Source organism: Nocardia sp. CC201C (assembly GCF_030010695.1).
GTDB lineage: Bacteria > Actinomycetota > Actinomycetes > Mycobacteriales > Mycobacteriaceae > Nocardia > Nocardia otitidiscaviarum.
The window spans coordinates 1-13,672 of record NZ_JASCXP010000188.1 but is presented as its reverse complement, the minus strand read 5'-3'; the positions used below and the strand labels follow the sequence as shown (position 1 = coordinate 13,672).

Below are 13,672 nucleotides of genomic sequence, written 5' to 3'. Positions count from 1 at the left end.
TAGACTGGTGCGTGCCCCCAGCCCGCCGAACAGGGAGCAAACGGTGAATCTGCACCCCTCCGCCGCCGCAGCCGACCAGGACGAGAACGAACCGCGTGAAGAATGCGGGGTTTTCGGTGTCTGGGCACCGGGCGAGGATGTCGCCAAGCTCACGTATTACGGGCTCTATGCCCTCCAACACCGGGGCCAGGAAGCGGCGGGCATCGCCGTCGCCGACGGCGCGCAGGTGCTGGTCTTCAAGGATCTCGGCCTGGTGAGCCAGGTCTTCGACGAGCAGACCCTGGCCGCCATGCCCGGCCACGTCGCCGTCGGCCACTGCCGCTACTCCACCACCGGCTCCACCACCTGGGAGAACGCCCAGCCGATCTTCCGCACCACCGCGGTCGGCACCGGAATCGCGCTGGGACACAACGGAAATCTCGTCAATACCGCCGAATTGGGAGCGCGGGCACGGGAACTGGGCCTGATCAGCGGGCGACTGGCCGGATCCCTGGGCGCCACCTCCGACTCCGACGTGATGACCGCGCTGCTCGCGCACGCCGCCGCCGACAAGAGCATCGAGCAGGCGGCCATGGAGTTGCTGCCCACCCTGCGCGGCGCCTTCTGCCTCACCTTCATGGACGAGCACACGCTGTACGCGGCGCGCGACCCGTGGGGGGTGCGGCCGCTGTGTCTGGGCCGCCTGGATCGCGGCTGGGTGGTAGCCAGTGAGACCGCCGCCCTCGACATCGTCGGCGCGTCCTTCGTGCGCGAGATCGAGCCCGGCGAACTGCTGGCGATCGACGCCGACGGGGTGCGGTCCATGCGCTTCGCCAATCCCGAACCCAAGGGCTGCGTCTTCGAATACGTGTACCTGGCCCGCCCGGACTCCACCATCGCCGGACGCTCCGTGCACGCCACCCGCGTCGAGATCGGCCGCCGGCTGGCCGCCGAGCATCCCGTCGACGCCGACCTGGTCATCCCGGTGCCGGAATCCGGCACCCCGGCCGCCGTCGGCTACGCGCAGGGCTCCGGACTGCCCTATGGCCAGGGGCTGATGAAGAACGCCTATGTGGGGCGCACGTTCATACAGCCCAGCCAGACCATCCGCCAGCTGGGCATCCGCCTCAAGCTCAATCCGCTGCGCGAGGTCATTCGCGGCAAGCGCCTCATCGTGGTGGACGACTCCATCGTGCGCGGCAACACCCAGCGGGCCCTGATCCGCATGCTGCGCGAGGCGGGCGCGCTGGAGATCCACGTCCGCATCGCCTCGCCGCCGGTCAAATGGCCCTGCTTCTACGGCATCGACTTCGCCTCGCGGGCGGAGCTGATCGCCAACGGCGCGGGCGAGGGTTCCTTCGAGGACATGGTCGAGGGCGTGCGCCGCTCCATCGGCGCCGACACCCTCGGCTACATCTCCACCGAGGGCATGATCGCCGCCACCGAACAGCCCCGCAGCCGCCTGTGCTGCGCCTGCTTCGACGGCAAGTACCCCATCACCCTCCCCACCGAGGCCGCCATCGGTAAGAACGTGCTGGAGGGCATGCTCACCGGTGCGACGGAAACCGAACTGCTGGCCGACAACGCCAATGCCAGCGCATTGAGCCGCCCGTAGCCGACGTCGACGTCGTGCCCGCCCGCCTCGGTGGGCGGGCACTGTGCTATCCGGGGACCCTTGTATGTCGGGGCGGTTCGAGCCCTTTCGGGTCCGGGCGCGATGCCGCTGATCAACAGGGTTCGACGGTGCGGACGGGGGCGAGCGCGGGGCCGGTCGCGCGTCTCGGCGTTGCGGACCGGAGGGTTTGTCAACCCGCATTCCCGATACGGGTGCGATGTCGTTATCCGGCTCCGGTAGCGTGAGCAGGCATCTATCCACCGATTCGGCTTGGAGCTCTCCGAAGACAATGACTGAACAGACCCCCAGCGGTGCCGGTGCGTCGTACGCGGCGGCCGGAGTGGACATCGAAGCCGGCGACCGGGCAGTTGAGCTCTTCGCACCGCTGGCCAAGAAGGCAAGCCGGCCCGAGGTGCAGGGTGGACTCGGCGGCTTCGCCGGACTGTTCGCGCTGAAGGGTGGATACCGCGAGCCGCTGCTGGCCGCCTCCACCGACGGCGTCGGCACCAAGATCGCGGTCGCGCAGGCGCTCGACAAGCACGACACCGTCGGCCTCGACCTGGTCGCCATGGTCGTCGACGACCTGGTCGTGTGCGGCGCGGAACCGCTGTTCCTACAGGACTACATCGCCGTCGGCCGAGTCGTGCCCGAACGGGTCGCCGAACTGGTCTCCGGCATCGCCGAAGGCTGTGTCCAGGCCGGCTGCGCCCTGCTCGGCGGCGAGACCGCCGAACACCCGGGCCTGATGGGTCCGGACGACTACGACCTGTCCGCCACCGGCGTCGGCGTGGTGGAGGCCGACGCGGTGCTGGGTCCGGACCGGGTGCGGCCCGGCGACGTGGTGATCGCCATGGGCGCCTCGGGCCTGCACTCCAATGGCTACAGCCTCGCCCGCAAGGTGCTGCTCGACATCGACCGCATGTCCCTCACCGGACACGTGGAGGAATTCGGCCGCACCCTCGGCGAGGAGCTGCTCGAGCCGACCCGCATCTACGCCAAGGACTGCCTGGCCCTGATCGCCGAAACCGATGTGCGCACCTTCGCCCACGTCACCGGCGGCGGCCTGGCCAACAACCTGGCGCGTGTGCTGCCCGCGGGCATGGTCGCCGAACTCGATCGCGGCACCTGGAACCCGGCCCCGGTCTTCAAGATGATCGCCCAGCGCGGCCGCGTCGAGCGGGTCGAAATGGAGAAGACGTTCAATATGGGCGTCGGCATGGTCGCCATCGTCGCGCCCGAGGACGCCGATCGCGCACTGGCCGTCCTCACCGCCCGTCACATCGAATGCTGGACCCTCGGCACGGTCAAGAAGGCCAAGGACGCCGACGCCGCCCGCGCGGTGCTGGTGGGAGACCACCCGCGCTTCTGAGCATTCGGACATCCGAAGACGATGCGCCCCGGCCGCTCTCGTGGCCGGGGCGATTTTCGTCGATAGGGTGTCGAACGCTTCGGGTCTCTCGAACGGCTCCGGATCGCCGAAGCGCACGGCGCGGCACCCGGGAAGGCCGCGAGCGATCCAGGGTGCGAAGAACACGGCCGACGTCGAGGCCGCGCATGCGCCCCGAAAGGCCGCGCTGGTTCGGTCGGCTGCTGTTCAGCTGCCCGGCGACCGGACAGCCCGAACACACCAGCGTCCCGACACGACTGCGCGCGGGACGCCGATGTGGTCACTGTGTAGTTCGAGCCCTCAGCACCGTGAATCACGGCAAAATCGACGCGCTAAGGGGGAGGCCAGTCACGGCCTCCCCCTTAGCACGTCGATTCAGTCCGAGTCAGCGGCGCCAGTCGTCGTAGGTGTCTTCATCTTCCCAACGCGACGATTCATCCGCGTCGTGCTCGTCGGAAAGCACACCACTCCGCTGCGAGCTGGGGGAAGAACTTCCCGACAGCTCGCGCTGAAGGCTCGCGAAGTCGGTTGGTGCCGAGCTGTACTTCAGCTCGCGCGCAACCTTGGTCTGCTTTGCCTTAGCCCGGCCACGGCCCATGGCTGACCCCCTCGCGTCACTGCGGGGCGGCCTGGGGTGGTTGGCGGCCCCGTTCGAATTAATATCTTCCTGACAGACACTTTAGCGTGTGTCAGGCGGTCGCGCTTCCATGAGTGCCGGAAGATCCTCGCGAGTGCCGTTCCGACCGGGGCGACGCCGTTTCCGTCGGGCGTCAGAGCAGCCCGGGAATTGCCCGGATCACGCCGACCCGGGCGCCGCCGCCCAGCACGGCGGGAGCCGCCAGCTCGGCGTGGTCGTCGGTCCAGTCGATGCCCATACGCTGCAGAATGGCCAGCGTCAGCGGCACCCGGGCGCGGTCGTGCCCGTCATCGATCTTGTAGGCGAAGGCCGAACCGTCCGGCAGCGCTCCCGCGTGCACCCCGTCCGCGCCGATCTTGCACACCAGTCCGGGCGTTGCCGTCATCACGCGCAGATCCGGCCCGTCCGTGCCGGAAATCACTCGCGGATGGGCGCGGATCGCCTCCGCCACCCGGCGCTCCGGCGAGCCGTCCGGGGCGGTGGCCATGGTGGCGTAGGCGCGGGCGAGGTTCACCAGCGACACCGGCACGATCGGCAGGCCGCAGCCGTCCAGACCGAGATCGGTCTCCGGCTCACCGGTGATGTCGGCGATGGTGTCGGTGACCGCGCGTTGCAGCGGATGCCCGGCATCGAGGTAGCCGCGGGTCGGCCAGCCGTTGATTCGGCAGGTGGCGAGCATGGCGGCGTGCTTGCCCGAGCAGTTCATGAAGATCCGGCGCGCCGCCTTCGCGCGGTCGTGCCCGGCGAGCGCGGTGGCGCGGGCCTGCTCCTCGAAGGGCAGATCCGGCGGGCACTCCAGCTCGTCCTCGGCGAAGCCGAAGCGATCCAGCAGCCGCTGCACCAGCTCCACATGATCGGGTTCGCCGAAGTGCGACGCGGTGGCGATGGCCAGCTCGGCGTCGTCCACGGGATGAAAGCCATTGCGCAGCAGGGTGATCGCCTGCATGGGCTTGTTGGTGGAGCGCGGGAAGATGGGGCCGTGCACCTCGCCGAGCTCCACGGCGGGCTCACCGTCGGGGCCGAGGATCACCAGCGAACCGCGGTGCACGCACTCGCGGAAACCCGACCGCACCACCTCGACCAGTTCCACACTCATGCTGTGCCCTTTCGCGCATGTGCGGGACGCTGCGTGGTTACGCTCCGCTGCCGCCTCCGCGTCTGACCGCTCATGCTGTGCCCTTTCGTGCGCGTGCGGGGCGCTCCGTGGTTGCTCTCGGCTGCGACCTCCGCACCTGACCGCTCACGCGGTGTCCCTTCGCGTCGTGGCCCGACCGTCGGCTACCACCGCCCGCGATCGGCGACCCGCCCGCCGGCTCGTCCCGCGCCGCCGCCGGCGGGTCCGAGCGCTCATGCCGTCAGCTCCCCGCTCGTCTTCGCATTCGTCGCGGCAACGCGGTCGTTGCGGCGGCGGTGGCGCTCGATCTGCATGCGCACATCGTCGGAGATGGTCGGCTCCTCGGTGAGCAGCCGGTCCAGCAGCGCCTGGTCGCGGCCGCCGAACAGGTCGCGCACGGTGATGCCGTGGGCGGGAATGTGGATCCGCCGCACCTCGTCGCCCGCGCCGATCGCGCCCTCGGTCAGCACCCGCAGATACGCGCCCGTATCCGATTGCAGGGTGAAGCGTTTCACCCACTGCTGCTCGCCGGTCCAGTGCTGGAAGGTGGCGCATGGGACGCGCGGCGCGCTCACCTCGAACAGTGCGTCGCCGATGGCCCAGCGCTCACCCAGTACCGCATCGCTCACCGGCAGGCCACCGATGCGCAGATTCTCGCCGAACCAGCCGTAGGGCAGCTCGCGATCGAGCTCGCGGCCCCAGCGTTCGGCGTCCTCCTGGGCGTAGGCGTACACGGCCTGGTGTTCGCCGCCGTGGTGTTCGGTATTGCACACGTGATCGCCGTCGAGGCTGAGCCTGTTCACCCGCACCCGCCGCGTGACCGGGCGCTTGTCGATGGCCGAGCGACCGACCCGACCCGGCACCTCGATATCGGCGTGCACGACGCAGACGGCCAGCACGGTACCGACCGTGCTGGACGCCGCCGGGGCCGCGGCGTGCTCGGGCAGCACGGATTCCGCCGCCGCGGTGAGTTCGTCGCTCATCGGCCGCGCAACCTCTCCACGGCCAGGCGACCCGCCTGCGGCTCGTCGTGGGCGCGCACGGAATCGGGGTCGATGGAGGCGGCGACCGGTCCGGCCGCCAGCTCGGTGTCGACCGGGACATTGCGTTTGATCAGGGCCAGCGCCACCGGGCCGAATTCGTAGTGGTCGACCACCGTGCCCACCACGCCGACCGCGCGGCCGCCGGCGGTCACCGGATCACCGGTGGCCGGACGCGAATCCGCGGACCCGTCCAGATGCAGCAGCACCAGCTGTCGCGGCGGCTTGCCGAGATTGTGCACGCGGGCCACCGTCTCCTGGCCGCGGTAGCAGCCCTTGTTCAGGTGTACCGCGCCGAATTCGGCCGGGCCGCCGATCCAGTGCACCTCGTGCGGGATGGTGCGCTCATCGGTGTCGACGCCGATGCGCGGGCGCAGCGCCGTCACCCGCAGCGCCTCGTAGGCCCACATTCCGGCGGCCTCGGCTCCGGCGGCGCGCAGCCGCGCCCACCAGTCGCCCAGCTGCGCGCGGGGAACGATCAGATCGTAGGAATCGGCCGTGGGCCAGGGCATGCGGCGCAGGAACCCGCCACCGGGCAGCGCCACCGCCGCATTGATATCGGGCAGCGCCGCGACACCCAGGGTGTCGGTCAGTTCGGACACGCGCGGCCCGAGCAGGCTCAGCATGGCGTAGTCGGGTGCGGCCTCGGGCTTGGCGTCGGCCCAGAACACCATCTTCGCGAGGAAGTCGAGCAGTGCCGGGCCGCGCTGGGCCTCGGTGTCGATCCACACCGTGCCGTCGAGTTCGGTCAGCACGAAGTGGTTGAGCACGCGGCCGTTGAGATCCAGGTCCAGATTCTCCGCCGACCGTCCGTCGCCCAGCTCCGCCACATGCTGGCTGGAGACGGTGTGCAGCCAGGTCAACCGCTCTTTGCCGGTGATGGTGAACAGGAAGCGGTGCGAACGGTCCACCACCGCCACCCGCTGCGCCGCCGCGCGCTGCTCACCGAAGGGATCGCCGTAATGCCACGCGACAGCCGAATCGGGAGACTCGGGCAGCCCCGCGACTGCCCCTGGATTGGAAAGGATCGGGCTGGGTGCAACCTCGGAGGACACATACCCACAATAGGTGTTGCCCGATCCGCCGTGCGCCGGCGGTGGAGAAGCCGCGTAACCGGGCTCGATCTGTCCTAGGCTCACTTGCCATGGTGGAACGAGTTTTGGTGTCCCTCGACGGCGCGATCCGGGATCCGGACGCGCCGTTGCTGTATGCGGACGACATCGGTGTGTTGCGCGGCGACGGCGTGTTCGAGACCGTGCTGGTGCGCGACGGCCAGCCGTGCGCGATCGAATCGCATCTGGCGCGACTACGCAGATCCGCGGAGGCCCTGGAGCTGCCGCCCCCGGATCTCGACGCCTGGCGCGCCGCCGTGCAGAAGGCGGCCAAGGAATGGGGGGAGTCCCGCGAGGGGCTGCTGCGGATGGTGCTCACCCGTGGCCGCGACAGCGAGCAGGGCGCCGGCGGGCAGGCCGCCAACAAGGAGCTGACGCCGGCCGAACCCGCGACCACCGGCTACGTACTGGTGCTGCCGGTGCCCCAACGGGTGGAAACCGCGCGCACCGACGGTGTTTCGGTCATCACACTGTCGCGTGGAATCTCGGTGGATCTGGCCCAGGCCGCGCCCTGGCAACTCTTGGGCGCCAAGACCCTGTCGTATGCGACGAATATGGCGGCGCTGCGTTTCGCGCACCGTATGGGCGCGGACGACGTGATCTTCACCAGCACCGAGCACAAGGTGCTGGAGGGCCCGCGCTCCACCGTGGTGATCGTGCGCGACAAGCAGCTCATCACCCCGCCCCCGAAGGTCGGCGTCCTGCCCGGCACCACGCAGCGGGCGCTGTTCGCCGAGGCCGAGAAGGCGGGCTGGGAATGCCTGTACAAACCGCTGTTCGTCGCCGAACTGATTACCGCGGACAGTATCTGGATGCTCTCCAGCATCACCCTGGCCGCCCGGGTGAACTCGTTCGACGGACTGCGGATGTCGGCGCCGGACCACGCCCCCGAGATCATCGAACTGGTGAACCGCGGGGTGGCGCGGGCGGGCAGCATCGCCGACTGGTGAGGGGTGTGCCGCAGGCCTTTCGGATGACCTTCGGAAGGGCTCGCGCGAGGACCTGGGGGCACACTTTCGGGGACTTCGGTCACCGCTTGGCAAACGACCAGCATGTTGTGGCGCGTCACATGGTCATCTGATACCCAGCAGGCGTAGTGTCCGGTACTACGTCATGTCGTAGATCGGCAGGGAGGTCGGATGGACGTCGTCGACGTCGCGCGCTGGCAGTTCGGTATCACCACCGTTTATCACTTCATCTTCGTGCCGCTGACCATCGGCCTGGCACCGCTCGTCGCGGGCATGCAGACCGCCTGGGTGATCACCGGCAAGGAGCACTGGAAGCGCCTCACCAAATTCTTCGGCAAACTCTTCCTGATCAACTTCGCCCTCGGCGTCGCCACCGGCATCGTGCAGGAATTCCAGTTCGGCATGGGCTGGAGCGAATACTCCCGCTTCGTGGGTGACGTCTTCGGCGCACCGCTGGCCATGGAGGCGCTGGTCGCCTTCTTCATGGAATCGACCTTCCTCGGCCTGTGGATCTTCGGCTGGGACCGACTACCCAAAAAGGTGCACCTGGCATGCATCTGGTTGGTCGCCATCGGCGTGAACGCCTCCGCGTACTTCATCGTCGCGGCCAACTCGTTCATGCAGCATCCGGTCGGCGCGACATTCAATCCCGAGACCGGACGCGCGGAATTGACGAGCATCTGGGAAGTCATCACCAATGTGACGACCCTGGCCGCCTTCCCGCACGTCATCGCGGGCGCCTTCCTCACCTCCGCCACCTTCGTCGCGGGCATCGCCGGCTGGTGGATGGTCCGCAATATGCGCAAGGGGGAGGCCGTCGGCGTCGAGGAGGCCCGCACCATGTGGCGGCCCGCGGCGCGCATGGGCCTGTGGATCATTCCCATCGCGGCCGTCGCGCTCGTCTACACCGGTGATGTGCAGGGCAAGCTCATGTTCGAGCAGCAGCCCATGAAGATGGCCTCCGCGGAATCGCTGTGCCACACCGAAACCGATCCGAACTTCTCCATCCTCACCGTGGGCACGCACAACAACTGCGACAGCGTGAGCCACCTCATCGAGGTGCCCTATGTGCTGCCATGGCTGGCCAAGGGTGAATTCAGCGGCGTCACCCTCGCCGGCGTGCAGGACCTCCAGGAGGAATACGTCCTGAAGTTCGGCCCCGGCGACTACCGGCCCAACCTGTTCGTGACCTACTGGTCGTTCCGCGCCATGATCACCTTCATGGCGGGCTCGATCCTGCTGGCGCTCATCGGATTCTGGGTGACGCGGCGCGGGCGGGTGCCGGATGGGAAGTGGTTCTCCTGGCTGTCGCTGCTCGCCATCGCCACACCGTTCCTGGGCAATATCTCCGGGTGGGTGTTCACCGAGATGGGGCGGCAGCCCTGGGTGGTGGTGCCCAATCCGACCGGGGACCAGAGCATCCGAATGACGGTGCAGCAGGGCGTCTCCGGGGTGTCCGCGGGCACCATCCTCACCTCGCTCATCGTCTTCACGCTGCTGTACGGCATGCTCGCGGTCGCCTGGTTCTACCTGATGCGGCGCTACACCGTCGCCGGGCCGGAACCGGCCGCCACCGAATCCGACGCCCCGAAGATGACCGGGGATTCCGTCGAGAAGCTTTCCTTCGCTTACTAGGAGACTCCGGATGACTCTGCAAGTGTTCTGGTTTCTGCTGGTCGCCGTGCTCTTCATCGGCTACTTCGTGCTGGAGGGCTTCGACTACGGCGTCGGCATGCTCATGCCCATCATCGGGCGCAAATCCGAGGTGAAGCGGCGCGTGGTGCTCAACACCATCGGGCCGGTGTGGGACGGCAACGAGGTGTGGCTGCTCACCGCGGGCGGCGCCATGTTCGCGGCTTTCCCGGAGTGGTACGCGAGCCTGTTCTCCGGGTTCTACCTCGCGCTGCTGCTCATCCTCGTCGGCCTGATCACCCGGGCCTGCGCCATCGAATGGCGCAGCAAGATCAACGACGACAAGTGGCGGCGCTGGTGCGACCTCGGCATCGGGCTCGGCTCCTGGATTCCCGCGCTCGCCTGGGGTCTGGCGTTCGCCAATATCGTGCGCGGCGTCCAGCTCAACGAGAAACGGCAGGTCGAGGGCACGCTGTTCGACCTGCTCAACCCGTACGCGCTGCTCGGCGGGCTCACCACGCTGCTGCTGTTCCTGCTGCACGGCGCGATCTTCATCTGCCTCAAGACCGGCGGCGAGGTGCGCGACGACGCCGAGGCGATCGTGCGCAAGATCTTCGTGCCCACCGCCGCGGTGGTGGCGGTGTTCGGCATCTGGACCCAGCTGTCCTACGGGCAGAGCTGGACCTGGATTCCGTTGGCGCTGGCGGTGATCGGGATCGTGGTCGCCGGTCTGGCGCACAGCCGCAGCCGCGACGGCTGGGCCTTCACCGGCACCGCGCTCACCATCCTGTCGGCCACCGCCCTGCTGTTCGGGTCGCTGTTCCCGGATGTGCTGCCCTCGACCATCGACCCGGCCTTCAGCCTCACCGTCGACGGCCGCGACGGCACCGTCAGCGCCTCGTCCACGCACTACACGCTGGTGGTCATGAGTTGGGTGGCGGTGGTCATGGTGCCGATGGTGCTCATCTACCAGGGGTGGACGTACTGGGTGTTCCGCAAGCGGCTCACCATGGAACAGATCCCCGACCCCATCGGGCTGCTCCCGGAGAAGGCGAAGAACTGACCCATGGCTCGACCGGTCGACCCGCGCCTGTGGCGGCACGCCCGTTCGGCACGACGGTATCTCGTGCTGAGCGTGGCGCTGTCGCTGGCGACCACGGTGTGCATCGTGGTCGCGGCCCTGGCCCTGGCGCGGGTGCTGGCCGGTGTCATCACCGATCCGGCACGCCGTGACATCGGCTCCTGGACAACCGAACTGGCGGTGTTCGCGATCGCGGTCGCGGTTCGGGCGGCGGCCACCTGGTGGCAGTCGCGGCTCGCGCACCGTGCCGGAGCGCAGGTGGTGGCGGAGTTGGAGACCGCGGTGGTGGTCGCCGGAGCCCAGCTGCCGCCGCGCGAACTGGAGTGCCGCCGAACCGAATTGGCGGTGGTGGCGGGAACGGGACTGAACGGCCTGCGCGCCTACCTCGCCGGGTATCTGCCCGCCCTGCTGCTGGCCGTGCTCGTGCCCCCGGTCCTGCTGACCGTCATCGCGCTGCACGACCTGGTCTCCGCCGGAATCATCGCCGTCACCCTGCCGCTCATCCCGATCTTCATGATCCTCATCGGACTGCTCACCCAGGGGAAGTCCAAGGAGACCCTGGCTGCCACCACACGACTGTCGGATCAACTGCTCGACCTGTTCGCCGGCATGCCGACGCTGCGGGCGTTGGGACGGGAGACGTCGCGGCCGCGGCCCGGAGCGGGCGGAGACGCCGCGATCGACACCGCTGCCGACATCGCGGGACCGGCCCTCGGACGCGGGGACGCCGTGGCCGGATCGGGCGATTCGGCATCGGGTGATGCGGCCCGCACCACCATGGCGGGACGGGTGCGCGATCTGGGCGAGGCCCTGCACAAGCGCACCATGTCCGCGCTGCGCATCGCCTTCCTGTCGTCCATGGTGCTGGAAATGCTCGCCACCCTCTGCGTGGCGCTGGTGGCTGTCTCCATCGGCATGCGGCTGGTGTACGGGCACATGGGGCTGTACGGGGGGTTGGTGGCGCTCATTCTCGCTCCGGAGGTGTACCTGCCGCTGCGTATGGTGGGGGAGCGGTTCCACGCGGCGCAGGACGGAATGGCAGCCGCCGACAAGGCTTTCGCGGTGCTCGAGCCGGACGACAGGAAACCGGACGCGAATTCGGGAGCCGCCGACTCGGCAATAGCCGACCCGACCGCCGCCGAGACGCGTGCCGTCCCGACGACTGCTGCCCCGAGGGCCGCCGCGGCGGTCGCTGCTGACCCGGCGGCCGAATCGACGCCGGGAGTGGTGGGCGCATCTGCTACCTCGACCGATGCGTTGCCCGTGCGGGGCCGAGATATCGGCGGCCACATCGAACTCGCCGAGTTGAGCGTCGCGGCGCGCGGCGGCGCGGCCCCGGATGGGCTCTCCGCAACGCTGCGGCCCGGCGCGGTCACGGTGCTGACCGGCCCCAACGGCTGCGGCAAATCCACGGTGCTCCAGGCGCTGCTGGGACTGATCGCCCCCGATCACGGCATGGTGCGCGTCGACGGTATCCCCGTCGCCGACCTGGACCCCGACGAGTGGTGGTCCCGGGTGGCCTGGCTGCCGCAGCGCCCCGTGCTCGTCCCCGGGACCCTCCGCGACAACCTCGAACTCCTCGGCGCTCCCGCCGACCCCGCGCAGCTGGCGGCGGCTTGCGCGGCAACCGGTTTCGACACCGTCCTCGACGAACTCCCCGACCGCTGGGACACCGTCGTCGGCACCGGCGGCATCGGCCTGTCCCTCGGCCAACGCCAACGCCTCGCCCTCACCAGAACCCTCGCCGCCCAACGCCAGGTCCTGCTGCTCGACGAGCCCACCGCCCACCTCGACGACGCCAGCGAGGCCACCGTCCTCACCGTCCTCGTGGACCGCGCTCGCGCCGGAGCCACCGTGGTGGTCGTCGCCCACCGCCCCACCATCCTGGCCATCGCCGACCACGTCATCGAGGTGCACGCCACCCAGCCCGCCGGCGAGTCCGATTCCCTCGTCGCACAGCCGGATGACGAGCGCGACTCGAACACCTCCGCGTATGTCCCCGAACCATCCGGACCCGCACAGGATTCCGCGCCCGGCAGGACATCGCGCCGCACCGTCGGCGACCGCATCGGCAGCGGCGCACCCGACACCGGCGCGACCCGGCAGGACGCTGCGACCGGAGCGCAGCACCGGGAGGGGATCGGCAGCGCGGAGCCGGGGCGGGGACGTATGGAGAACAACGCCGTGGGTCCGCACGGTGCCGACGCGGCCGTGGCGGGTCGGTGCGCCGCCGAGGCCGCTGCCGCGAGTGGAGGCGTTGCCACGGGCAGCGCTGCCGTCGCGGGTAGGGACGCTCGCACGAGCGATGCACTACGCGTTCGCCCCGTCGCCGCCAGCGGAACGCCGAATCCCGTGGCAGGCTCCGCGGCATGCACGGACCACTGCCTGGATCCCACGCCGGGATCGGCGGACAACGGCGCGGCGCGGCCATTCGGAAGCGCAGGCCGGGTGACCGGGGCGCGCGGCGCGGTCGGCGGTAGTGCCGCGCACGGCGGGCCGTCCGGCGCGGCCGGGCTGCCTGGGACGGCCGGAGTGTCCGGGACCGCCGGGGTGGTGGGGCGGTGAAGGCGATGCTGGCCGATTTCCGGCGGATTCGCGAACTGCTGGAGCTGTCGCGGTGGCGGATGGCGGTGTCGATCGGATGGGGCACGCTGGCGTTGGGGAGCGGTCTGGCGCTGGCGGCCTTGGCGGCGTGGCTGATCGCCCGCGCCTGGGAGATGCCGCCGGTGCTGGATCTGACCATCGCGGTGGTGTCGGTGCGGGCGCTGGGCATCGCGCGCGGACTGTGCCGGTATCTGGAGCGGCTGGCCACCCATGATGTGGCGTTGCGGGCCATGACGACCGCGCGCACCACGACCTACCGGACGTTGGCCGCGGCGGACATCTGGCGGCCGCGGCGCGATGCGGCCGCGGCCGATTCGCCGAATGCCGCGGCGGCACATGGCGGCTCGACGGGAGACATAGGGGCAGTCCGCGAGCGTGCGACCGCTGACGGCGACGCGGCCGCCCATGCGTGGTCGGGAAGTGACGGTGGGGCGGTCGCGCCGGCTCGGTCGGGAAGTGATGGTGGGGCGGTCGCGCCGGCTCGGGTGGGAAGTGATGGTGGG

The 13,672-nt window shown here is 69.6% G+C and carries 9 protein-coding genes and 2 pseudogenes; 7 read left to right on the top strand and 4 right to left on the bottom strand.

The window, feature by feature from the left end:
* Positions 1–43: 43 nt before the first annotated feature.
* Positions 44–1,594 carry an amidophosphoribosyltransferase gene (purF, locus tag QK444_RS19950; protein ID WP_282782486.1) on the top strand — a complete coding sequence of 517 codons (1,551 nt, stop codon included), beginning with the start codon at positions 44–46 and terminating at the stop codon, positions 1,592–1,594.
* Between the two features lie 289 nt (positions 1,595–1,883).
* Entirely contained in the window at positions 1,884–2,963 is a 1,080-nt protein-coding gene (purM, locus tag QK444_RS19945; protein WP_282782484.1) for a phosphoribosylformylglycinamidine cyclo-ligase, read from the top strand.
* 403 nt (positions 2,964–3,366) lie between these two features.
* Here the strand turns inward: purM and QK444_RS19940 are convergent, their stop codons facing one another.
* The 4 genes from QK444_RS19940 to QK444_RS19925 all read right to left on the bottom strand — a co-directional run bounded on the left by QK444_RS19940 (position 3,367) and on the right by QK444_RS19925 (position 6,827).
* Positions 3,367–3,579, bottom strand: a complete 213-nt coding sequence (locus QK444_RS19940; RefSeq protein WP_282782482.1) for a DUF3073 domain-containing protein — start codon at positions 3,577–3,579, stop codon at positions 3,367–3,369.
* A gap of 172 nt (positions 3,580–3,751) precedes the next feature.
* Entirely contained in the window at positions 3,752–4,714 is a 963-nt protein-coding gene (locus tag QK444_RS19935) for an asparaginase (RefSeq protein WP_282782479.1), read from the bottom strand.
* A gap of 251 nt (positions 4,715–4,965) precedes the next feature.
* On the bottom strand, positions 4,966–5,715 hold the full coding sequence (locus tag QK444_RS19930) for an MOSC domain-containing protein (RefSeq protein WP_282782477.1): 750 nt from the start codon (positions 5,713–5,715) through the stop codon (positions 4,966–4,968).
* Positions 5,712–6,827 (bottom strand): folate-binding protein, encoded by a 1,116-nt coding sequence (locus QK444_RS19925; protein ID WP_282782475.1) that lies wholly within the window; start codon positions 6,825–6,827, stop codon positions 5,712–5,714. Before QK444_RS19925 ends, QK444_RS19930 begins: the two co-directional genes overlap by 4 nt.
* Positions 6,828–6,916: 89 nt before the next feature.
* Between QK444_RS19925 and QK444_RS19920 the strand changes: the two genes are divergently transcribed.
* The 5 genes and pseudogenes from QK444_RS19920 to QK444_RS19900 form a co-directional block, all read left to right on the top strand.
* Entirely contained in the window at positions 6,917–7,834 is a 918-nt protein-coding gene (locus QK444_RS19920; protein ID WP_282782473.1) for an aminodeoxychorismate lyase, read from the top strand.
* A gap of 189 nt (positions 7,835–8,023) precedes the next feature.
* Positions 8,024–9,487, top strand: coding sequence for a cytochrome ubiquinol oxidase subunit I (locus QK444_RS19915; protein WP_282782471.1), 1,464 nt, complete (start codon positions 8,024–8,026; stop codon positions 9,485–9,487).
* 10 nt (positions 9,488–9,497) lie between these two features.
* The gene (gene cydB, locus QK444_RS19910) at positions 9,498–10,547 is read left to right on the top strand and encodes a cytochrome d ubiquinol oxidase subunit II (protein WP_282782469.1); all 1,050 of its coding nucleotides are present in this window, start codon (positions 9,498–9,500) and stop codon (positions 10,545–10,547) included.
* Positions 10,548–10,550: 3 nt separating this feature from the next.
* Positions 10,551–12,479, top strand: a pseudogene (locus tag QK444_RS19905) (ATP-binding cassette domain-containing protein); the annotation flags it as partial.
* Positions 12,480–13,135: 656 nt separating this feature from the next.
* Positions 13,136–13,672: pseudogene (locus tag QK444_RS19900) on the top strand (hypothetical protein); the annotation flags it as partial.